A 20,573-nucleotide genomic window follows, 5' to 3' on the forward strand; every position below is an offset into this window, starting at 1 on the left:
ACCGTCCTAGCGTTGCGAGACATGCATCCCGTACTGCTGATCGTCGCCCACGGCAGCCGCGACCCGCGGCACGCCGCCACCGTCGCCGCGCTCGCGGCGCGGGTGGCGGCGGCGCGGCCGCACGCCCGGGTGGAGACCTGTTATCTGGACCACTGCGCCCCGCGCGTGCCGCGGGCGCTGCGGCGGCTGTACGACGAGGGCGTACGGGACGTCGTCGCGCTGCCGCTGCTGCTGGCCCGCGCCTTCCACGCCAAGTCCGACATCCCCGCCGCCCTGGACGAGGTACGGGCCGCGCTGCCCCGGCTGCGCGTCACCCAGGGCGGCGTCCTGGGCCCGGACGCGCTGCTGACGGCGGCGCTGGACCGCCGGATGGCGGAGGCCGGGCTGCACTCGCCCGCCCAGCGGGCCCGCACGGGCATCGTGCTGGCCGCGGCGGGCTCCTCCGACCCGGAGGCGATCGCGAGCGTCGCCGAGACCGCGCGGGAGTGGCGGCGTACCGCTGGATGGTGCGCCGTGCGGCCCGCGTTCGCCTCCGCGGCACCACCCCGTACGGCCGACGCCGTCCGCGCGCTGCGCGCGGCCGGCGTCGAGCGGGTGGCGGTGGCGCCGTACGTCATCGCGCCGGGCTTCCTGCCCGACCGCATCGTGCGCGGCGCCGCCGAGGCGCGGGCGGACGTGCTCGCGCCGGTACTGGGGGCGGCGCCGGAGCTGGCGGCGCTGCTGGCGCGGCGGTACGACGAGGCGTGCGCGGCGGAGCCGCTACCGCTGTCCGCGTAACGCGCGCAACCGCCCGCGGGAGATTTAACAAACCCGCCACACTGTTTCGGAATTGCGTCGGCAATTCCGTTTCCGGGCAGGGGAATTGCGCGCCCGGCGGAAAGTCTGCGATCGTGCGTGCATGCCCACTGACCAGCGCTTCTTCGCCCGCCACCATGTGGACTTGGTGCGCGTGGCGAGCGCGCTGTGTCCGCGCGGCCGTCCTTAAGGGCTGTCCCTTAGACGGCCGCACCCGGGGTACGCCGCGGGTGCTCGATTCCGAACGGGCCTTTCCCGCCCGCTCATTCAGCCCGCCCGTGCGCATCCCGGAACGAGGTCTCCATGTCCAGCACGCCCACGCTCTCCCCCGCCCCGCCCGCCGGCGCACCCGCCGCCCCGACGCCCGCCGCGCTCGGCGAGCTGGCGCGCGCCGTCGCCGGCCGGCCGGACCGCTGGCGCCCCGCCGTCCGCTTCGACGCCGCGGCCCGCTTCCACACCCGGCTGGAGGTCACCGGCGGCCACGAGGTCTGGCTGCTGACCTGGCTGCCGGGGCAGGGCACCGAGATCCACGACCACGGGGGTGCCGCGGGCGCGTTCACGGTCGTCGCCGGGGTGCTCACCGAGCGCGCCTTCCCCGCGTCCGGCGGCGCGCCGCGGGCGCGGGAGCTGGCGGCGGGCGGGCTGCGCTCGTTCGGCCCGCGGTACGTCCACGAGGTGGTCAACGCCGGGACGGAGCCGGCCGTCAGCATCCACGCCTACGCGCCGGCGCTGGCGGCCATGTCGTACTACGCCGAGCTGCCCGGCGGCGGCCTGCGCCCGGTCCGTACCGACCCGGTGACCGACTGATGGCCGCCGCCCCGGACGCCCACGGCTCCGACGCCGCCGCCGGCACCCCGGACGCGCCCGGCATCGACGCCTCGCTCGCCGCCGTACGCACCACGCTGGAGCGCCTCACCCCCCGGCAGGCGTACGCCGCCCTCGCCGAAGGGGCCGTGCTCGTGGACACCAGGCCCGAGTTCCAGCGGCGCGCCTCCGGCACCGTGCCCGGGGCGCTGCTGGTGGAGCGCAACCACCTGGAGTGGCGGTGCGATCCGGCCAGCGGCGCGTCGGTGGCCGAGGCCACCGGCACGGATGTGCACTGGATCGTCATGTGTGACGAGGGATACGCCTCGTCGCTGGCCGCCGCCTCCCTCAGGTCGCTCGGGCTGGCCCGGGCGACCGATCTGATCGGCGGCTTCCAGGCGTGGCGGGCGGCAGGACTGCCGGTCACGCTCCCGTAACGCCTCACCTGCACAAAGGCGTGCAAAGGCGCATGAAAGCCCTGCCCGCATGCCGGGCGTTTCGTCCACGCCTCAAGAACCCCCTTGACCGAGCTGCCCCGATGGGCTTATCCCTACTAAGTCAATAGGGATACTCGGAAAGACGATGTTGAGTCCCGGAACACCCCGAGAGGAAGCCCTCCCGTGTCTGCACCACGCCGCCGCCGCGCGGCCATACGCCTGCTCGCCGGCACCGCCGCCCTCCCCCTGCTCGCCCTGACCGCCTGCGGTTACGGCTCCGACAGCGACGACAAGGGCGACGACGCGGCCCCCGCCGCGCAGGGCGAGAAGGTCGGCGGTCTCGACGAGATCAACATCGGCTTCTTCGGCAACGTGACCCACGCGACCCCCCTGGTCGGCCTCGGCGACGACGGCCTGATCACCAAGGAGCTGGGCGGCACCGCCGTCAAGCCGCAGATCTTCAACGCCGGCCCGTCCGCCATCGAGGCGCTCAACGCCGGCTCCGTCGACATGACCTGGATCGGCCCCTCCCCCGCCATCAACGGCTACACCCAGGCGGACGGCCGCAATCTGCGCATCGTCGCGGGCGCCACCTCCGGCGGCGCCTCGCTCGTGGTCAACCCCGACAAGGTGAAGACCCTGGACGACCTGGAGGGCAAGCGGATCGCCACACCGCAGATCGGCAACACCCAGGACGTGGCCCTGCTCAACTACCTCGCCGGCGAGGGCCTGGAGGTCGACCCGCAGTCCGGCAAGGGCGACGTGCTGGTCATCCGCCAGGACAACAAGGAGATCCCGACCACCTTCCAGCAGGGCGGCCTCGACGGCGCCTGGGTGCCCGAGCCCACCGCCTCCAACCTCGTCGCCAAAGGCGGCGAGGTGCTGCTGAACGAGAAGGAGCTGTGGGAGGACGGCAAGTTCGTCACCACGCACCTGATCGTCTCGCAGGCGTTCCTCAAGGACCACCCCGACGTGGTCGAGGCCGTCGTCCGCGGCTCGGTGAAGACCAACGCCTGGATCAAGGACAACCCCGACGAGGCCAGGACCCTCGTCAACGAGGGGATCGAGGAGGCCTCGGGCAAGCCGCTGCCCGACGAGGTGCTCGACCGCGCCTTCGGCGACATCGAGGTCACCGACGACCCCCTCGCCTCCACCCTCGGCGACCAGGCCGACCACAGCGTCAAGTCGGGCCTCCTCGACGAGGCCAAGACCGACGGCATCTACGACCTGTCCATCCTCAACAAGGTGCTCAAGAGCGAGGGCCGGCCCGCCGTCGACGACGCCGGCCTCGGCGTCGAGTAGCTCTGCCCGCCTCACCTCCGGGAGGTGCAAGAGATGTCCACTGCCATCACCGACGACGCCCCGGCCGGCCCCGCGCCGGCCGGGGACGGGCCCGCGGCCCGCATCACGCATGTGTCCAAGTCCTTCGGGCGCCCCGGCGCACAGCTGCTGGTGCTCGACGACGTCACCGTCGACGTCGCGCCCGGCGAGTTCGTCACCCTGCTCGGCGCGTCGGGCTGCGGCAAGTCCACCCTGCTCAACCTGGTCGCCGGGCTCGACGCGCCGAGCGCCGGGACCATCGAGGTGCCCGGCGCCCAGCGCCCGGCCCTGATGTTCCAGGAGCACGCGCTCTTCCCGTGGCTGACCGCGGGCAGGAACATCGAGCTGGCGCTGAAGATGCGCGGCCTGGCCAAGGCCGAGCGGCGCACCGAGGCGGAGCGCCTGCTCGAACTCGTCCGGCTGGGCGGCGCGTACGGCAAGCGCGTGCACGAGCTGTCCGGCGGCATGCGCCAGCGCGTCGCGCTGGCCCGCTCGCTCGCCCAGGACAGCAGGCTGCTGCTGATGGACGAGCCGTTCGCCGCGCTCGACGCCATCACCCGCGACGTCCTGCACGACGAGCTGACCCGCATCTGGACGGAGACGAAGGTCTCCGTGCTCTTCGTCACCCACAACGTGCGCGAGGCCGTCAAGCTCGCCCAGCGCGTGATCCTCATGTCCTCCCGCCCCGGGCGCATCGCCCGGGAGTGGACGATCGACATCCCGCAGCCCCGCCGGATCGAGGACGCCGACGTGGCCACCCTCTCGCTGGAGATCACCGAAGAGCTGCGAGGGGAGATCCGCCGCCATGGCAAGCACTGAGACCACCGGCAAGACCGGCACCGAGGGGGGCGAGGACTCCGCCGCCGGCCTGGCCGGGCTCGAAGCCGGCCTCGACGCCCTCGACACCCGCACCGCCGCGCGCACCCCGCTGCGCCAGGTGCTGCTGCACAAGGTGCTGCCGCCGATCATCGCGGTCGCCCTCGTGGTGGCCGTCTGGCAGCTGCTGTACGTGCTGGAGGTCAAGCCCGACTACCAGCTGCCCGGCCCCGGCCAGGTCTGGGACGCGCTCGCCGACCAGTGGTACGAGGGCACGCTGTTCGACGTCATCTGGACGAGCCTGTCGCGCGGCGTGCTCGGCTTCCTCATCGCCATCGCCATCGGCACCCCGCTCGGGCTGATCGTCGCCAAGGTGCCGTTCGTCCGGGCCGCCATCGGCCCGATCCTCACCGGTCTGCAGTCGCTGCCGTCGGTGGCCTGGGTGCCCGCCGCGATCATCTGGTTCGGCCTCACCCCGTCGATGATCTACGCGGTGGTGCTCCTCGGCGCCGTCCCGTCGATCGCCAACGGGCTGGTCGCCGGCATCGGCCAGATACCGCCGCTGTACCTGCGGGCCGGCCAGGTCATCGGCGCCACCGGACTGCACGGCGTACGGCACGTGCTGCTGCCGGCGGCGCTGCCCGGCTACCTCGCCGGGCTCAAGCAGGGCTGGGCGTTCTCGTGGCGGTCGCTGATGGCCGCGGAGATCATCGCCACCTCCCCCGATCTCGGGGTGGGCCTGGGCCAGTTGCTGGAGACCGGCCGCGGCTACCAGGACATGGCGATCGTGCTCAACGCGATCCTGCTGATCCTGCTCGTCGGCGTCGCCATCGAACTGCTGGTGTTCGGCCCGCTGGAGCGCCGGGTGCTCCGCAACCGGGGGCTGCTCGTGGCGCGCTGAGCGCGAGCCGCTCCCCTGAGCACCGCCGGGGACCGCTCCGGGCCGTAGGACAAGGCCCGGGACGGTCCCCGGCGTTATGCGTGTAAGGGACATGACTCATCCGGGGTGGGGTTAACCCCCCTTCTTTCGGTGGAGCTGAGCACCACCGGGTTCACCTGCCAGCACGATGGGGACCGCACCCGCTCTTCTCTAGCGTCGTATCGGCAGGTGGGGGCAGTGTGCCGCCGCCGCGCACGAGGGAGAGGGACGATGGGGGCACCGAGGGCGCCGAGGCACACGAAGCGGCGCCAGGGCGTCGCAGCGGCCGTCGGCGGCTGGAGCGTCACCCACCGCTGGGCAGCGGTGGGTATCTGGGTGTTGTTCGTGGTGCTGGCGACGGTCGCCGGCTCCGCGGCGGGGCGGGCGGACGTCAGCGACAGCGAGGAGGTCCCGGGCGAGACCGGGCGGTCCGCGAAGATCCTCGAGGACGCGGGCGTGGACGAGCCGGTCGGGGAGAGCGTGCTCGTCCAGTCGCCCGAGGGCGCGCTGAAGGCGTCGGCCGGCGAGTTCCGTACGGCCGTCGCCGACGTCGTACGGGCCGTCGAGGGCACCGGCGAGGTGACCGACGTCGTCTCGCCGTACGACAGCGACACGATCTCGCGGGACGGGCGCTCGGCGCTGGTCCAGTTCCGGATGAAGGGCGACCCGGAGACCGCGGCGGACCGGGTGGAGCCCGTGACCGACGCGGTCGCGAAGGTCCAGGACGAGCACGAGTCGCGGGGCCTGCTGATCGAGGAGATCGGCGGCGCCAGTATGGAGAAGACCTTCGACGACGCCTTCGGCGAGGACTTCAAGAAGGCGGAGTACTCGGCGGTGCCGATCGCCTTCGGCATCCTGCTGATCGTCTTCGGGGCGTTCGTGGCCGCGCTGCTGCCGGTGGTGCTGGCGATGACCGCGATCGTGGCGACGATGGGCCTGATGGGCGTGGTCAGCCACATCCAGCCGATGAGCGACGTCGCCGACTCGGTGATGCTGCTGGTGGGGCTGGCCGTCGGCGTCGACTACTGCCTGTTCTACCTGCGCCGCGAGCGCGAGGAGCGGGCCAAGGGCCGCGACGCGCGGACCGCGCTGGAGATCGCCGCCGCCACCTCCGGGCGCGCGGTGCTGGTCTCCGGCATCACGGTCATCGTCGCGATGTGCGGCATGCTCTTCACCGGCCTCGCCGACTTCGCGGCGATGGGCGTGGCGTCGCTGATGGTCGTCGCGGTGGCGATGGTCGGCTCGGTGACCGTGCTGCCGGCGATGCTGTCGCTGCTCGGCGAGCGGGTCGAGAAGGGCCGGGTGCCGTTCCTGGCGCGGCTCAAGCGCGGCCCGTCCAACGCCGGCGGCGAGAGCCGCGTGTGGCGGGCCGTGCTGACCCGCGTACTGCGCCGGCCGAAGGCCGCGGTGGTCGTGGCCACCGGCGCGCTCGCGGTGATCGCCGTGCCCGCGGTGGGCATGAACACCGCGAACCTCACGCTGGACCAGGAGTTCGGCGACTCGCTGCCGATCGTGCAGACCTACGACCGCGTCAACGAGGCGTTCCCCGGCGGGTCCGACCCCGCCGAGGTGGTCGTCAAGGCCGACGACATCAACGCGCCCGAGGTCCGCAAGGCCATCGTCGACTTCGAGGAGCAGGCGCTCGACACCGGCGCCTCCAGGGGCCCGATCGACATCCAGGTCTACGACGACAAGAACGTCGCCATCATCGAGGTCCCCCTCGTGGGCGGCTCCGACCAGGACAAGGCGGAGAAGAGCCTCGCCCTGCTGCGCGACGAGATCCGGCCGGTGACGCTGGAGGCGGTGGACGGCGTCGAGGCGCCGGTCGGCGGCCAGGTCGCGGGGAGCAAGGACTTCAACGACCAGCTCGTCGGCGCGGTGGTGCCGGTCTTCCTCTTCGTGGTGGCCTTCGCCTTCCTGCTGATGCTGATGGCGTTCAGGTCGCTGACGATCGCGATCACGTCGATCCTGCTCAACCTGCTGTCGGTGGGCGCCGCGTACGGCGTGCTGACGATGGTCTTCCAGCACGGCTGGGGCGCGGGCCTGGTGGGCGCCGAGGGCGTCGGGGCGATCGTCGCCTGGCTGCCGCTGTTCCTCTTCGTCATCCTCTTCGGCCTGAGCATGGACTATCACGTGTTCGTGGTCTCGCGGATCAAGGAGGCGCGGGCGCAGGGGCGGAACACCGCCGACGCCATCTCGCACGGAGTGATCACCACCGCGGGCGTGGTGACGAGCGCGGCCGTCATCATGGTCGCCGTGTTCTCGATCTTCGGCACGCTGTCGATGCAGTCCATGAAGCAGATGGGCGTGGGCCTGGCGACGGCGGTGCTGATCGACGCGACGATCATCCGCGGCGTGCTGCTGCCCGCGGTGATGTCGCTGCTCGGCGAGCGCAACTGGCACTTCCCGAAGGCGCTGCGCTGGCTGCCCGATCTGGAGAAGGAGGAGCCGCGGCCGGTACCGACGGGTAGCGTTCCGCCGCCGCGTCCCGCAGACTCTCCGTTGGTCGAAGGGAGCCGCCGATGAACCTGCCGTTCGGCAACTACCAGAACGAGATCTACCTGAACGGGCTGGCCGACAAGCTGCCCCCGTTCACCACCGACCTCACCGCGCTGGAGCAGTCCGCGCGCGAGCGGCTGGCGGACGGTCCGTTCTGGTACGTCGCGGGCGCGGCCGGCTCGGGCGCCACCGCCCGGGCCAACCGGGAGGCGTTCGACCGGGTCCGCCTCGTCCCGCGCATGCTGACCGGCGCCACCGAGCGGAGCCCGGCCACCACCGTGCTGGGCTCCGCGCTCCCCGCGCCCGTCCTGCTGGCGCCCGTCGGGGTGCAGTCGATCGTGCACCCCGACGGCGAGCTTGCCACGGCCCGCGCCGCCGCCGCCCTCGGCATCCCGATGGTGATGTCCACGGCCTCCTCGTACACCATCGAGGAGGTCGCGGAGGCGAGCGGCGCGGGGCCGCGCTGGTACCAGCTCTACTGGCCGAACGACGACGAGGTGTGCGCCAGCATCCTGGCGCGCGCCCGCGCCGCGGGCTTCACCGCCCTCGTCGTCACCCTCGACACCTGGACGCTGGCCTGGCGCCCGCGCGACCTCGACGCCGCGTACCTGCCGTTCATCCGCGGCGTCGGCACCGCCGTCGCCTTTTCCGACCCGGCGTTCCGCGCCGGTCTCGCGCAGCCGCCGGAGGAGGACCTGGGCGCCGCGGTGCTGCGCTGGGTGCCGATGTTCACCGGTACGGACCGGACGTGGGACCGGCTGCCGTTCCTGCGGGAGCACTGGGACGGGCCGATCCTGCTCAAGGGCGTCCAGCACCCGGACGACGCCCGCCGGGCCGCGGACGCGGGCATGGACGGCGTCGTCGTCTCCAACCACGGCGGCCGGCAGGTCGACGGCGCGGTCGCGGCGCTCGACGTGCTGCCGGAGGTCGCCGCGGCGGTCGGCGACCGCGTCGAGGTGCTCTTCGACTCGGGCGTACGGACCGGGGCGGACGTGCTCAAGGCCCTGGCGCTGGGCGCGCGTGCGGTGCTGTACGGCAGGCCGTACGCCTACGGTCTCGCGCACGGCGGCGAGGAGGGCGTCGCGCACGTGCTGCGCAGCCTGCTCGCCGACCTCGACCTCACCCTCGGGCTGTCGGGCCACCGCTCGGTGCGGGAGCTGGGCCCCGGCGACGTGCGGCGGCTTCCGGGCTGATGGCCCGCAGCGTGTAGCCCGCGGCGGTGGCGGCGACGTAGCTGAGGACGGCGTACACCGCCCCGGGCATGGCCATCGCGGTGCTGTCGAGCAGCGTGGGGCTGATCGCGATGGTCATGGCCAGGCCGACGTTGTGCATGCCGATCTCGAAGCAGCACGCCACGGCCTGCGGATGCGCGGCGCGCACCAGCCGGGTGGCGCCGTAGCCGACGGCCAGGGACACCAGCGTGAACAGGAACGTGATCGGCCCGAGGTCCACGAACGAGTCGGTGATCCGGTCCCGTTCGGCCCAGGCCACGCCGACGATCACCAGGAAGAGCCCGAAGAGGGACGCCGCCCGCACCGGCCGGTCGATGCGCTCCTTGACCCGCGGCGCGCGGGCGCGGGTCAGCATGCCGAGCCCGACGGGGATCAGCACGATGGCGAACACCTGGAGGATCTTGTCGTAGTTCAGGCCCAGGTCGTCGCGGCCGATGTCGAAGTGGTCGAGCGAGAAGTTGACGATCAGCGGCAGGCTGAACAGCGAGAGCGCGGAGTTGACGGCGGTGAGCGTGATGTTGAGAGCCACGTCGCCGCCGAAGAGCCGGCTGTAGTAGTTGGCGACGGCCCCGCCGGGCGACGCGGCGAGCAGCATCATCCCCACCGCGTACGCGGGCGCCAGGTCGAAGGCCAGCACCAGGCCGAAGCAGGCGGCGGGCAGCAGCAGCACCTGGCACACCAGCGCGGCGGCGACGGCCCGGGGATGGTGCCTGACCCGCCGGAAGTCGGCGAGCGTGAGGCCCAGGCCGAGGCCGTACATGATGACGGCGAGGACGACGGGCATCATGACGGTCGTTACCGGGGAGTTCACGCGCACCAGACTGCCGGGGCACGCGGCGCGCTGTCCATGCCGGAAGTGTCTCGTTAATTCGATGGCGCCTCCGCTTGCGCCCGGACCAGGATGGCCCGCATGCTCGCGACTCTCCTCGCCTTCCTCGGGGCCTGCACGCTCATCGCCGCCACACCGGGGCCCAGCACGGTCCTGATCATCCGCAACTCGATGCACAGCCGCCGGGCCGGGATGATGACCGTCCTCGGCAACGAGACGGGTGTCTTCCTGTGGGGCGCGATCGCCGCGTTCGGCCTCACGGCGCTGCTGGCGGCCTCGCAGCTGGCGTACGACGTGATGCGGTGGGTCGGCGCGGCGGTGCTGGTCTGGTTCGGGGTGCAGGCGCTGCGCGCGGCGCGGCGGGGGACGGCGGCGGAGTTCGCCGACCAGGCGGGCGCGGAGGTCACGTCGTGGCGCGCGTACCGCTCGGGGCTGCTGCTGAACCTGGCGAATCCGAAGGTGGGCGTCTTCGCGATGTCGTTCCTGCCGCAGTTCGTGCCGTCGTCCGCGCCGCAGTTGGCGACGACGGTGGCGTTCGCGGCGCTGTGGGCGGTGTACGAAGTCGGGTGGTACGCGGTGTACGTGTGGTTCGTGGGGCGGTTGAAGGGTCTGCTGTCGCGGGCGGGCGTGCGCAAGCGGCTGGAGCAGGTGTCCGGCACGGTGCTGGTGGCGCTGGGGATCCGGCTGGCCGTCGAGCACTGAGGGGGTGCGGTAGGGGACGGCCCCGGGCCGGGGCCGTACGGGCCGGAATGCGAATCTGACCGGAACGTGACGCGCCCGTGCGCCGCGGGCCGCAGACTGGTCCGCCATGTACGTGCGCTCAGGCGGCACCCTCGCCGCATCGGGACGGATACTCGCGGCCGTCGTGCTCCCGGCCGCCCTGCTGGCGGCGGGCTGCGGCGGAGACGGGGACGGGGACAGGGACGAGGCGGCCGACTGCACGTTCGCCGCCGACCGCGGCGGCGGCGCCCCCGGGCGGGCCGGCGGCCCCGTCGACCGGGACGACGTGGACGGCGACGGGCACGCCGACGCCGTTCTCAACGGCTGGTACAAGGTCCCCGGGGACCCCGACACGAAGTGGCGGAACAACCGCTTCGTGCTCCGCGCCGCGGCCGGCGGCCCGGACCCGTCGGCCGCCTTCCCGCTCGCCGGCTGCTACCCGCCGCACAGCCCGCAGGCGCAATATCCCGTGGGCTACGACTTCTCCGTCCAGCTCACCGGAGACCTCGACGACGACGGGTACGCCGACGTCCTCGTCCGCGGCGTACGGGGCCCGGACGGCGCCGAGTCCCGGCGGCAGCGCATCCTCTGGGGCGGCCCCGAAGGGCCCGTCGCCGCCACCGACCTGCCGCGGGGCACCGACCCGGCCGCCGGCGTGGGCGACTTCGACGGCGACGGCACCCTCGACCTGCTCACGCTCGCCGTCTCGGGCGGCGAATACGACATGCGGGCCCAGCCCGCCACCGTGCTGCGCGGCCCCCTCGACCGGGCCGGCGGGAAGCCGCGCGGCGAGACGGCGACCGACGTGGGCTTCGAGGGCTGGGCGTCGATCACCGACGCGGCCGTCGGCGACTTCGACGGCGACGGCCGCGACGACCTGGTCACCAGGGCCACGTACGACGAGGAGGACGTGCGCTTCGAGGACGGCATGCCGGACGAGGTCGTCGACGCCGCGCTCTACCGCGGCACGCCCGCGGGGCTGCGGCTCGCCGGCGCCGTGCCGGGCATCACCTCCGGGTCGGAGAACGGCGCCACCCCGCTCGTGTCCGGCGACTTCGACGACGACGGGACGGACGACATCGTCGCCCGGCGGTGGCTGGGGGACGCCCTCGTCGTCTACGGCAGCCCGGAGGGCCCGGGGGCCGGCCGCAAGGCCGTCGAGCTGGGCCGGCGGATCGGCCTGGGCAGCGCCGTCGGCGACGTGAACGGCGACGGTACGGACGACCTCGCCACGTCCTACTCCCCGAGCGGCGACGAGGGCGAGGTCGCGGTGACCCTGGGCGGCGCCCGCGGTCTGGCCGTGGACGGCACGCAGGTCGTCATGCCGCAGGACGTGGGGGCGAAGCCGGGGCTGCGCCGGAACGCGGACCACCTCTTCGGCTGGCAGCTGCACCTCGCCGACCTCGACACGGACGGGGACGACGACCTGGTCGTCGGCACGTTCCGGGCGGGCGACCCGCCGGAGGAGTCCGGCTACTGGATCTTCGGGGGCACGCCGGAGGGCACATCGGTGGCGGACCGCGACTTCGTCACGACCGAGGACGCCGGATAGTCCGTCTTATGGCTACGCGCTGTGCGTCGGGGCGACGGGCAGGTATCCCAGGTCCACCGGCCCGCCGCGCGGCGCGGCGAGCAGGCGCGCCAGCGGCGGCGGCCACAGCGGCTCGGACGGCGCCGCCGCCTCCGCCGGCGGCCACCACCGCCAGCCGAGGATGCGGTCCTCCGGGTGCCGCGCGACGGCCTCCGCGGTCGGCTCGCGGCGCGGCCCGGCGGCCAGGTAGATGTGCTCGTGCTGCCGCACCGGCACGCCCTGCCGGGTGAAGTCGTGCACCCAGGTGCACAGCAGCTCCCCGGCCGCCACGTCCGTCCAGCCGGTCTCCTCACGCAGCTCGCGCACCGCGCCCGCGCGGGGGCTCTCGCCGGGGTCGAGGCCGCCGCCGGGGGTGGCCCAGTGGAGGCCGGCCTCCACGTCGTCGTAGCGGAACATGAAGACCGCGCCGTCCGGGTCGAGGATCGCGAGGCGGGCGGCGCGGCGGGGTGTGCGCATGCCCCGACCCTAACTCCTGTGGCCGGTGCGCCGATCATTTGTCACGGGTACGTACGGGAACGGAAGCGCACTGGACACCTGTAGCCGCCCAGCCCGACAATTCGAAGGTGTCAGGCTCCGACCACCCCACGTCTTCCGCGTTCCCCGTTCACCCGGCGGGGACGCCGCGCGTCTCCGACGAAGAGCGGGACAGGGCGATCGAGTTGCTGCGCGAGGGCGCGGCGGAGGGCCGGCTGTCGCAGGACACGTTCCTGGCCCGCGTGGACCTGGCCTTCGCGGCCCACTCCCACGAGCAGTTGGCGGCGCTGACCGCCGATCTGCCGCCCCGCGAGGGGCGGTTGACGCGGGCGATCCTCGGCACGGTCGCCAAGGCGTCGTCGCTCGGGGTGCGGGTGAAGCAGGCGTGGCAGGCGGAGCGGCTGCCGCCGCTGATGCTCCCGGCACCGGGGGCGATCCCGCTGCGCATCGGGCGGGATCCGCGCAACGGGCTGCGGCTGATGGAGGAGACGGTCTCGCGGATGCACGCGGAGCTGCGGTGCGCGAGCGGGGTGTGGCTGCTGCGGGACCTGGGTTCGACGAACGGGACGTTCATCAACGGGCGCCGGCTGACCGACGAGGCACCGGTGCGCCCCGGCGACCAGCTGGGCTTCGGCCACACCCGGTACCTGCTGACGGCCCGCTGACCGCCGTCGGCGGTACGGACCGGCCGCGGGACCGGCCGCGGTGGGGCGCGCACCCCCGTGCCGTACGGGCACACGCCCCGGCCCTCACCCCGCCGCCAGCACCGCGGCGACCACCGGCCCCGCCGCCTCGCCGCCGTGGCCCCCCTCCGGCACCACCGCCGCCGCGGCGATGTCGCCGCGGTACGCCGTGAACCAGCTGTCCGGCCGCTCCTGCCCGCCGACCTCCGCCGAGCCGGTCTTCGCACCCGCCCCGGGGCCGAGGCCCAGGCCCGCGGCCGTGCCCTCGGTCGCGGTCAGCTCCATCATCTGCCGCAGCCCGGCCGCCACCGGCGCGGGCAGCGGCTCGGCGGTGGCGACTTCGCGGTCGTCGAAGGAGCGCGGGAGCAGCACCGGCTGGCGGAAGGTGCCGGAGGCGACGGTGGCGGCGACGGACGCCATGTTCAGCGGGTTCATCTGCACTCTGCCCTGGCCGATGAGCGCGGCGGACTTCTCGTCGCCCTGTGCGACGGGCACGGCGCCGTCGAAGGTCGCCACCCCCGTCCGCCAGTCGTCCTCCCCGAGGCCGAACCAGCGGCGGGCGGCCTCCGCCAGCTCGTCGTCGGCCAGCTCGTCGCTGAGGGAGACGAACGCCGTGTTGCACGACTGCGCGAAGTCCTGCGCGAACGTGGCGTCCCCGATCGCGCCGCCCTCCACGTTGCGGAAGGTCTTGCCCTGGTCGTGCGCGTAGGTGCGGGGGCAGTCCACCGGCGTCTGCGGGGTGATGCCGCCGGCGAGCAGCGCCGCCGACGTGATGATCTTGAACGTGGAGCCGGGGGCGGTCGCGCCCTGCAGCGCGCTGTTGAACTCCCCGCCGCCCTCGGCGTTCGCGATCGCGAGTATCTCGCCGGTGGAGGGCCTGACGGCCACGACGGAGGCCCGGTCGCGGCCGCGCACCGCCTTCTCCGCCGCCTTCTGCACCCCGGCGTCCAGCGTCGTCCGCAGCTTCGCGGGCCTGCCTTCCGAGACGCCGAGCAGTGGCCTGCCGTGCTGCGTGCCGTCGGCGTCCTCGATCAGCACCTCGATGCCGGGCTCGCCGCGCAGCTTTCCCGCGTACCGCTCGCGCAGCTGCGCGAGGACCGGGCCCAGCGAGGGGTACTCCTCCGCGCTCAGCGATCTGCCGTCCCGGTCGACGGCGACGACCTGCGGGCTCTCGCCCTCCCGGGTCACCAGCCGCCGGTTGTCGGCCAGCGTCGGGTACACGATCGACGACTCCCAGTCGACCAGCGGCTTGCCGGTCGTCCGGCCGCGTACGACCGTCAGCTCCGAGTCGTACGTCCACGTCTTCGCGTGCCCCCCGGCCACGACCCGCGCCGTGACCGAGAACGGCACCGTCGCGCCCTTCGCCGCCCCCGGCTCCAGCACGACCTTCCGCACCTTGGCGTCCGTGAAGTAGGCCCCGAGCACCGGCCGCGCCTCGGCGGCGTAGTCCGTCAGCCGGGCCGCGCCGGCCGGGCGGTGACCGGCCCAGGCGGCCAGGAAGCCGCGGGCGGTGGTGCGCACTTCGGCCGCGCTGGGCGGGCCGGTCGGCACGTCCGGGCCGTCGTCGCCGGCGAGCGCCCGGTAGATGTTGGTGACGCCGAACACGGCCAGTGCGGCCATCCCGGCGAGCACCAGGCATAAAACTGCTTTGGTTCCGGTTCGCATGGCGCGTCCCCCTGCAGTCCAGGCCCCTCCCCCGGGCCGCCCACGACTCTACCCGCGGACTCCGACACCCCGCGGTTGCACTGAACCTTGGTTGAAGTTCTAGCTTTACGGGGCAGGCCGCCGCACCCGGCCGCGCACCACGAGACGGGAGAACCCGATGGACATGCAGGCCACCGCCTGGCAGTCACTCCACAGCACGGTCACCGCGCAGCAGGACAAACGCCCGCTGTCGCGCGCCGGGCTCGGGCGGATCTGGCGGTTCGCCCAGCCGCACCGGCGGCTGCTGAAGTGGTTCCTGCTGCTCAGCGTGGTCACGGCGGCGCTGGCCGTGGCCACGCCGCTGCTCGCGGGGCAGGTCGTGGACGCGATCGTCGGCGACAAGGACCGGGGCCGGGTCGGCTCCCTCGCGCTGCTCATCGCCGCCATCGCCGTCGCCGAGGCCGGGTTCGGGCTGGTGGCGCGCTGGTTGTCGGCCCGTATCGGCGAGGGGCTCATCCTCCAGCTGCGCACCGCCGTCTACGACCACGTGCAGCGGATGCCCGTCGCGTTCTTCACCCGCACCCGCACCGGCGCCCTCGTCAGCCGGCTCAACAACGACGTCCTGGGCGCCCAGCGCGCGTTCAGCAACACCCTCTCGGGCGTCGTCGGCAACCTGGTGACGCTGCTCCTCACGCTCGCCGTCATGCTCCGGCTGTCCTGGCAGATCACCCTCCTCGCGCTCGTGCTGCTGCCCGTCTTCGTGCTGCCCGCCCGCCGCATGGGCGCCCGGCTGGCCCGGCTGCAGCGCGAGGCCGCGGGCCACAACGCCGCCATGGGCACCCAGATGACCGAGCGGTTCTCGGCGGCCGGCGCGACGCTCGTCAAGCTGTACGGGCGGCCGGACCGGGAGTCGGCGGAGTTCCGGCAGCGGGCGGCGCGCGTGCGGGACATCGGGATCCGTACGGCGATGGTGCAGACGCTCTTCATCACCGCCCTCACCCTCGTCTCCGCACTCGCCCTCGCGCTCGTCTACGGCCTCGGCGGCTGGTTCGCGCTGCGCGGCAGCCTCGACGCCGGCTCCGTCGTCGCGCTCGCCCTGCTCATCACCCGCCTGTACGCGCCGCTGACCTCGCTGGCGGGGGCGCGGGTGGAGGTGATGAGCGCGCTCGTCAGCTTCGAGCGGGTCTTCGAGGTGCTGGACCTCAAGCCCCTGGTCGCCGAGAAGCCGGACGCGCGGGAGGTGCCCGAGGGCCCGGTGGCGGTGGAGTTCGACGGCGTCGACTTCGGCTACCCGGCCGCCGACAAGGTGTCGCTGGCCTCGCTGGAGGAGGTCGCGGTGCTGGACACCAAGGCAGGCGCGCAGGTGCTCCACGGGGTGTCGTTCCGCGCGGAGCCCGGGCGGATGGTCGCGCTCGTCGGCTCCTCGGGCGCCGGCAAGTCGACGATCGCGCAGCTCATCCCGCGGCTGTACGACACGGACGGCGGCGCCGTCCGCCTCGGCGGCGTGGACGTCCGCGACCTGTCGGCCGCCTCGGTGCGGGCGACGCTGGGCATGGTCACCCAGGACGGGCACCTCTTCCACGAGTCGGTCCGCGAGAACCTGCTGCTGGCGCGGCCGGACGCGAGCGACGCGGACCTGTGGGACGCGCTGCGCAAGGCGCGCCTGGACGAGCTGATGGCGGCGCTGCCTGAGGGCCTGGACACCGTCGTCGGCGAGCGGGGCTACCGGCTCTCGGGCGGCGAGCGGCAGCGGCTGACGATCGCCCGGCTGCTGCTGGCGGAGCCGCGCGTGGTCGTGCTGGACGAGGCCACCGCGCACCTCGACTCGACGTCGGAGGCGGCGGTGCAGGAGGCGCTGGCGGAGGCGCTGGCCGGGCGGACGGCGGTGGTCATCGCGCACCGGCTGTCCACGGTGCGGGCCGCGGACCAGATCCTGGTGGTGGAGGAGGGCCGGATCGTGGAGCGCGGCACGCACGCGGAGCTGCTGGCGGCCGGCGGGCGGTACGAGGAGCTGTACCGGACGCAGTTCGCGGAGGACGGCGGCGCCGGCGCCCCGGGCGGCGGGGACGCCGGGGGCGCCGGAGGCCGCGACGGGGCCGGCAAGGGCGACGAGTTGGTGGCGCAGGAGGCGTAGGCGCGCGGCGGACGAGGCGGACGGGGCGGGGCCGGGGGCTCGGGGCGTACGGGCCGGGCGGAGGGCGTACGCGGCCGCGCCGGCCCGCGTCGGCGGCGCGGCGGCGTCAGCCGACCGGGTCCGGCTCCGGGACCGGCGTGCCCGGGAGGTGGCGGCGGGTGCGTACCGGCGAGAAGTACAGCGGCAGCGCCGCCACCACCAGGATCACCGCCCCCGTCCACAGCGCCGCCCGCACGCCCGCGAACTCGCCGATCACCCCGGACAGCGCCGAGCCCAGCGCCACCGACCCCATCAGCAGGAACCGGAAGGTGGCGTTCATCCGGCCCAGCAGCGCGTCGGGCGTCAGCCCCTGGCGCAGGCTCAGCCCCAGCACGTTGTCGACGCCGATCTTCACGGACACCAGCGCCATGCCCGCGGCCCCCGCCAGGCACCACAGCGGCGGCCGGCTCAGCAGCGGCACGAGCAGCGCCGCCGGTGCCACGCAGAGCCCCGCGGTGGCCAGCGTCCACCCGCACCCCCGCCGGGCGGCGAGCGGCCGGGCGAGCCGGGCGCCGACGAAGGTGGCGGTGCCGCAGAGCACCCAGTAGACGCCCAGCAGCCAGGCGGGCAGCCCGAGTTGGCGGACGAAGAGCACCGGGACCATCGTGTTCACGGTCTGCGCCCCGAGGTTGGCGAGGGCGGCGCCGACCGCGAGCGGGCGCAGTTCGCGGCTGCCCAGCACGTGCCGCAGCCCGTCGCGCATCTCGGCGGCCAGCCGGCGCGACGCCTTCGGCGCCGGCCGCGTACGGCCCCGGGCGCCGCCGCGGATGCCGGTGAGCGATATGGCCGCCGCGAGGTGGCTGACGGCCTGCGCCGCGACCGCGACCGGCGCCGTCAGCACCTCCACCAGGAGCCCGCCCACCCCGCGGCCGGCGACGCTGCCGACCGCGTAGAGGCTGACGACGCCCGCGTTCGCCCGCACCAGCGCCTCGCGGCCCACCACGGCGGGCAGGCAGCTGTGCGAGGCGACGTCGAAGAAGACCGTGGCGCAGCCGGTCAGCAGCACGGCCGCGTACAGGTGCGGCAGCGTGAGCGCGCCGAACCACCAGGCCAGCGGTACGGCGGTGAGCAGCACCACCCGCGCCAGGGCGGCGGAGACCAGCACCGGGACGCAGCCGAGCCGGTCGACCCACACCCCGGAGGGCAGGCCGATCAGCAGGTACGCGGAGGTGCCGAGGGCGGCCAGCAGGCCGATCTGACCGGGGCTCGCGCCGAGACCGAGCGCCACCAGCGGAAGGGCCAAGTGGCCGACCTGGATGCCGATCTGGTCGGCGGCGGTGGCGGCGTACAGCCGTCGGAAGGCGGGCACGCGCCAGGGGGATGCGGATGCCATGACGGGAGCTTGCACTGCCGCCCGGGCGTGGCGAAACCGGAGCGCGTACGTCCCGCCCCGGTGGCCCCGCTACCGGTATGCTCCGCCCTTCGCGCCCGGCCGCGGGCGCCCGGCGTCGGGCGCGGCGAGCAGCGGCAGGACGTCCGCCACCAGCTCCAACTGCAGCCGCAGCGCGTCCCGCGGGGCGGCGCGCAGCACGGCGCGCATCAGGTCGGTGGCGCCGGCCGGGGCCTTGAGGTCGTCCAGGTGGCGCTGGCAGGTGCCGAGGTCGAGGGAGGGGTTGGGCAGGTCGTTGGCCGCCCACAGGGTGCGGATCAGCTCGTTGGTCATGACGGCCGCCGCCCACCCCGTCTCCACGGGGTCGCCGCGCTGCCGCACGGCCTGCATCTTGGGTACGACGTGCGTCCAGAGCTCGGCGTAGTGCGCCCTGACGGGCGCGGGGGTGCGGTAGCCGGCGTGGATGGTCGCGGCGTCGGCCATGAGCCGGGCCACGACGCCGTCGGGGTCGTGCAGGAGGACGCCGTCGAGGAAGGCATAGCCCCAGGACTCGTCGCCGACCCGGTGCGGGGCGAAGCACGAGCGCCACTGCTCGGCGGTGCGGGGCAGGAGGTCGACGGGCAGCGGGCGGCGCCGCGTGCGCCAGGGGGCCTGGCGTACGGGGTCCAGGGCGGTGACCACGAGCACGTCGAGGTCGGAGTCGGGGCGGGCGGTGCCGCGGGCGACCGATCCGGACAGCAGAACGCCGCGGACGTCTGGGTCCGCGCGCAGTTCGGTCAGCACCACCTCCAGCACCGTGCGGTGCAGGGAGGTGGGAAAGGCAGCGGTGGTCATCTCGCTCCCGGGTCCGGCCCAGGCGGGAGCGTAGCAGCCCCTGCACCGAGCGTGCGGGCCCGGGGGCGGGAAAACCCGTGTGCGCCGGTGGGAGCGGGCGGTTAAGGTGGGCACGGAAGTGCATCCGGAACAAGGAGACGCCGTGGCAGGCTGCTGCTTCGCGGGCACCGGCGGGATGACCCGTCTGTGCACCGGTGGCCACGCAGGTCTGCGGCGCGGGTTCTTCGCCCTCATGCCGTACCGCCCCCGCGTGGTCCCGGCGCCCTGACCGGCAGCCAGGGACGGCACTCCCGCTGAGCGACTCCGTCGCAGCCCCCGCGATCCGCGCGCCCTGAGCGCGCCCGCCGGGCATTTCCCTTCACGTACGCGCGGCCCCCCGTGGGCCGGCGTCGCGCTGCCCGGCCAGGGCCATCCGCCAGTCCAGGAACGCACTTCTTCCGGAAGGACGGCAGGCTGTGGCCCGCTCTCACCGACGCATGTCCGCGCGCGCGGACTCCGATACGAACCGTCGCCCCGACGCCCGCACGACCACCGGCGGCAACGCCCGCACCAACCGCCGCCGCGGCTCCCCCGCGGGGGGCCGCGGCGCGGCCGGCGGCAGCCCCCGCGGCGGGCCCCGGCCGGGCGGGGATCCCGGCTCCGGCACCGGCTCCCGCGCACGTTCCCTCTCCCTCTCCCAGAACTTCCTGGCCGACGCCGGGGTCGCGCAGCGCGTGGTGCGCCTGGCGGCGCCCGGCGGCGGTCTCGTCATCGAGGTGGGCGCCGGCACCGGGACGCTGACCGAGGCGCTGGCCCCGCACTGCCGGGAGCTGATCGCCTACGAGATCGACCGCCGGCTCCTCGGCGGACTCCGCGCCCGGCTCGCGGCGCACCCCCATGTCCGCCTCGTGGGGCAGGACTTCCTCGCCGCCCGGCCGCCGCGGGAGCCGTTCGCGGTGGTGGGCAACGTCCCGTACGCGCGGACCTCCGAGATCGTGGACTGGTGCCTGCACGCGCCGCGGCTGGAGTCTGCGACGTTCGTCACCCAGCTCGAGTACGCCCGCAAGCGGAGCGGGGACTACGGGCGTTGGAGTTTGCTGACCGTGCGGACGTGGCCGTGGCACGAGTGGCGGCTGTGCGGGCGGGTGCGGCGGGAGTGCTTCCGGCCGGTGCCGCGGGTGGACTCGGCGGTGCTGCGGATCGACCGCCGCCGGCGGCCGCTGCTGCCGCGGGGCGAGGAGGCGGCGTACCGCCGGATGGTCGAGGCGGGCTTCGGCGGCGCGGGCGGCACGCTGTTCGCGTCCCTGCGCCGCGCGGGCCACCCGCCGGGCCGCCTGACGACGGCGTTCCGCACGGCGAACCTCCCGAAGAACACGGTCGTTGCCTACGCGACCCCGGCCCAGTGGCTGACGCTGTACGAGACGCTGCACTGACGCGGAGGGCCGGGCGGAGCCCGGGCTCCGGGCGCGGCAACGCGCGGCAGCGCGGCAACGC

The 20,573-nt window shown here is 74.3% G+C and carries 18 protein-coding genes; 13 read left to right on the plus strand and 5 right to left on the minus strand.

The features are described from left to right. The first annotated feature begins 21 nt into the window (after positions 1 to 21). The 8 genes from LG396_RS08605 to LG396_RS08640 all read left to right on the plus strand — a co-directional run bounded on the left by LG396_RS08605 (position 22) and on the right by LG396_RS08640 (position 8,783). Positions 22 to 777, plus strand: coding sequence for a sirohydrochlorin chelatase (locus LG396_RS08605; protein ID WP_225794259.1), 756 nt, complete (start codon positions 22 to 24; stop codon positions 775 to 777). Positions 778 to 1,098: 321 nt separating this feature from the next. Beyond that, positions 1,099 to 1,602 carry a cupin domain-containing protein gene (locus LG396_RS08610; protein WP_018836957.1) on the plus strand — a complete coding sequence of 168 codons (504 nt, stop codon included), beginning with the start codon at positions 1,099 to 1,101 and terminating at the stop codon, positions 1,600 to 1,602. Beyond that, complete coding sequence (locus tag LG396_RS08615) at positions 1,602 to 2,036, plus strand: rhodanese-like domain-containing protein (protein WP_225794260.1); 435 nt, start codon at positions 1,602 to 1,604, stop codon at positions 2,034 to 2,036. The genes LG396_RS08610 and LG396_RS08615 overlap by 1 nt, the downstream gene beginning before the upstream one ends. Positions 2,037 to 2,219: 183 nt before the next feature. Beyond that, entirely contained in the window at positions 2,220 to 3,338 is a 1,119-nt protein-coding gene (locus tag LG396_RS08620; RefSeq protein ID WP_130457650.1) for an ABC transporter substrate-binding protein, read from the plus strand. Between the two features lie 33 nt (positions 3,339 to 3,371). Then, positions 3,372 to 4,175, plus strand: coding sequence for an ABC transporter ATP-binding protein (locus tag LG396_RS08625; protein ID WP_027766277.1), 804 nt, complete (start codon positions 3,372 to 3,374; stop codon positions 4,173 to 4,175). Further along, positions 4,162 to 5,073 (plus strand): ABC transporter permease, encoded by a 912-nt coding sequence (locus LG396_RS08630; RefSeq protein ID WP_037747653.1) that lies wholly within the window; start codon positions 4,162 to 4,164, stop codon positions 5,071 to 5,073. Before LG396_RS08625 ends, LG396_RS08630 begins: the two co-directional genes overlap by 14 nt. A 249-nt stretch (positions 5,074 to 5,322) precedes the next feature. Continuing rightward, positions 5,323 to 7,617, plus strand: a complete 2,295-nt coding sequence (locus tag LG396_RS08635; RefSeq protein WP_037747651.1) for an MMPL family transporter — start codon at positions 5,323 to 5,325, stop codon at positions 7,615 to 7,617. Next, on the plus strand, positions 7,614 to 8,783 hold the full coding sequence (locus LG396_RS08640) for a lactate 2-monooxygenase (protein WP_018836951.1): 1,170 nt from the start codon (positions 7,614 to 7,616) through the stop codon (positions 8,781 to 8,783). Before LG396_RS08635 ends, LG396_RS08640 begins: the two co-directional genes overlap by 4 nt. On the opposite strand, the gene LG396_RS08645 is transcribed toward LG396_RS08640, so the two are convergent. Continuing rightward, positions 8,710 to 9,633 (minus strand): bile acid:sodium symporter family protein, encoded by a 924-nt coding sequence (locus LG396_RS08645; protein WP_186543332.1) that lies wholly within the window; start codon positions 9,631 to 9,633, stop codon positions 8,710 to 8,712. The genes LG396_RS08640 and LG396_RS08645 overlap by 74 nt on opposite strands. A gap of 99 nt (positions 9,634 to 9,732) precedes the next feature. On the opposite strand from LG396_RS08645, the gene LG396_RS08650 reads away from it, so the two are divergent. Together LG396_RS08650 and LG396_RS08655 are read left to right on the plus strand one after the other, a co-directional pair. Next, on the plus strand, positions 9,733 to 10,353 hold the full coding sequence (locus LG396_RS08650; protein WP_037747647.1) for a LysE family translocator: 621 nt from the start codon (positions 9,733 to 9,735) through the stop codon (positions 10,351 to 10,353). A gap of 106 nt (positions 10,354 to 10,459) precedes the next feature. Then, positions 10,460 to 11,923, plus strand: coding sequence for an FG-GAP repeat domain-containing protein (locus tag LG396_RS08655; RefSeq protein ID WP_225794261.1), 1,464 nt, complete (start codon positions 10,460 to 10,462; stop codon positions 11,921 to 11,923). Between the two features lie 12 nt (positions 11,924 to 11,935). Here the strand turns inward: LG396_RS08655 and LG396_RS08660 are convergent, their stop codons facing one another. Next, entirely contained in the window at positions 11,936 to 12,418 is a 483-nt protein-coding gene (locus LG396_RS08660) for an NUDIX hydrolase (RefSeq protein WP_037747643.1), read from the minus strand. Positions 12,419 to 12,525: 107 nt separating this feature from the next. Between LG396_RS08660 and LG396_RS08665 the strand changes: the two genes are divergently transcribed. Continuing rightward, on the plus strand, positions 12,526 to 13,101 hold the full coding sequence (locus tag LG396_RS08665) for an FHA domain-containing protein (protein ID WP_225794262.1): 576 nt from the start codon (positions 12,526 to 12,528) through the stop codon (positions 13,099 to 13,101). Between the two features lie 84 nt (positions 13,102 to 13,185). Here the strand turns inward: LG396_RS08665 and LG396_RS08670 are convergent, their stop codons facing one another. Next, on the minus strand, positions 13,186 to 14,751 hold the full coding sequence (locus LG396_RS08670; protein WP_372483443.1) for a penicillin-binding transpeptidase domain-containing protein: 1,566 nt from the start codon (positions 14,749 to 14,751) through the stop codon (positions 13,186 to 13,188). A 190-nt stretch (positions 14,752 to 14,941) separates the two neighbouring features. On the opposite strand from LG396_RS08670, the gene LG396_RS08675 reads away from it, so the two are divergent. After that, positions 14,942 to 16,897: an ABC transporter ATP-binding protein gene (locus LG396_RS08675; RefSeq protein WP_225794264.1), complete on the plus strand. Its 1,956-nt coding sequence runs from the start codon at positions 14,942 to 14,944 to the stop codon at positions 16,895 to 16,897. A 106-nt stretch (positions 16,898 to 17,003) separates the two neighbouring features. Here the strand turns inward: LG396_RS08675 and LG396_RS08680 are convergent, their stop codons facing one another. Both LG396_RS08680 and LG396_RS08685 read right to left on the minus strand, forming a co-directional pair. Further along, entirely contained in the window at positions 17,004 to 18,269 is a 1,266-nt protein-coding gene (locus LG396_RS08680; RefSeq protein WP_037747638.1) for an MFS transporter, read from the minus strand. A gap of 69 nt (positions 18,270 to 18,338) precedes the next feature. Beyond that, positions 18,339 to 19,100 carry a nucleotidyltransferase domain-containing protein gene (locus LG396_RS08685; protein WP_037747636.1) on the minus strand — a complete coding sequence of 254 codons (762 nt, stop codon included), beginning with the start codon at positions 19,098 to 19,100 and terminating at the stop codon, positions 18,339 to 18,341. Between the two features lie 476 nt (positions 19,101 to 19,576). On the opposite strand from LG396_RS08685, the gene erm reads away from it, so the two are divergent. Further along, positions 19,577 to 20,512: an ErmE/ErmH/ErmO/ErmR family 23S rRNA (adenine(2058)-N(6))-methyltransferase gene (erm, locus tag LG396_RS08690; RefSeq protein WP_263978838.1), complete on the plus strand. Its 936-nt coding sequence runs from the start codon at positions 19,577 to 19,579 to the stop codon at positions 20,510 to 20,512. The last annotated feature ends 61 nt before the right edge of the window (positions 20,513 to 20,573 follow it).

The sequence above is a fragment of the Streptomyces aculeolatus genome, assembly GCF_020400605.1.
Lineage (GTDB): Bacteria > Actinomycetota > Actinomycetes > Streptomycetales > Streptomycetaceae > Streptomyces > Streptomyces aculeolatus.

Bases quoted from the DNA above. Each gene is read 5' to 3' on its own strand.
- LG396_RS08615 (WP_225794260.1), top strand. From the start codon at position 1,602: ATGGCCGCCGCCCCGGACGCCCACGGCTCCGACGCCGCCGCCGGCACC.
- LG396_RS08640 (WP_018836951.1), top strand. From the start codon at position 7,614: ATGAACCTGCCGTTCGGCAACTACCAGAACGAGATCTACCTGAACGGG.
- LG396_RS08630 (WP_037747653.1), top strand. From the start codon at position 4,162: ATGGCAAGCACTGAGACCACCGGCAAGACCGGCACCGAGGGGGGCGAG.
- LG396_RS08635 (WP_037747651.1), top strand. From the start codon at position 5,323: ATGGGGGCACCGAGGGCGCCGAGGCACACGAAGCGGCGCCAGGGCGTC.
- LG396_RS08650 (WP_037747647.1), top strand. From the start codon at position 9,733: ATGCTCGCGACTCTCCTCGCCTTCCTCGGGGCCTGCACGCTCATCGCC.
- erm (WP_263978838.1), top strand. From the start codon at position 19,577: ATGTCCGCGCGCGCGGACTCCGATACGAACCGTCGCCCCGACGCCCGC.
- LG396_RS08660 (WP_037747643.1), bottom strand. From the start codon at position 12,418: ATGCGCACACCCCGCCGCGCCGCCCGCCTCGCGATCCTCGACCCGGAC.
- LG396_RS08655 (WP_225794261.1), top strand. From the start codon at position 10,460: ATGTACGTGCGCTCAGGCGGCACCCTCGCCGCATCGGGACGGATACTC.
- LG396_RS08610 (WP_018836957.1), top strand. From the start codon at position 1,099: ATGTCCAGCACGCCCACGCTCTCCCCCGCCCCGCCCGCCGGCGCACCC.
- LG396_RS08675 (WP_225794264.1), top strand. From the start codon at position 14,942: ATGGACATGCAGGCCACCGCCTGGCAGTCACTCCACAGCACGGTCACC.
- LG396_RS08685 (WP_037747636.1), bottom strand. From the start codon at position 19,100: ATGACCACCGCTGCCTTTCCCACCTCCCTGCACCGCACGGTGCTGGAG.
- LG396_RS08605 (WP_225794259.1), top strand. From the start codon at position 22: ATGCATCCCGTACTGCTGATCGTCGCCCACGGCAGCCGCGACCCGCGG.
- LG396_RS08625 (WP_027766277.1), top strand. From the start codon at position 3,372: ATGTCCACTGCCATCACCGACGACGCCCCGGCCGGCCCCGCGCCGGCC.
- LG396_RS08680 (WP_037747638.1), bottom strand. From the start codon at position 18,269: ATGGCATCCGCATCCCCCTGGCGCGTGCCCGCCTTCCGACGGCTGTAC.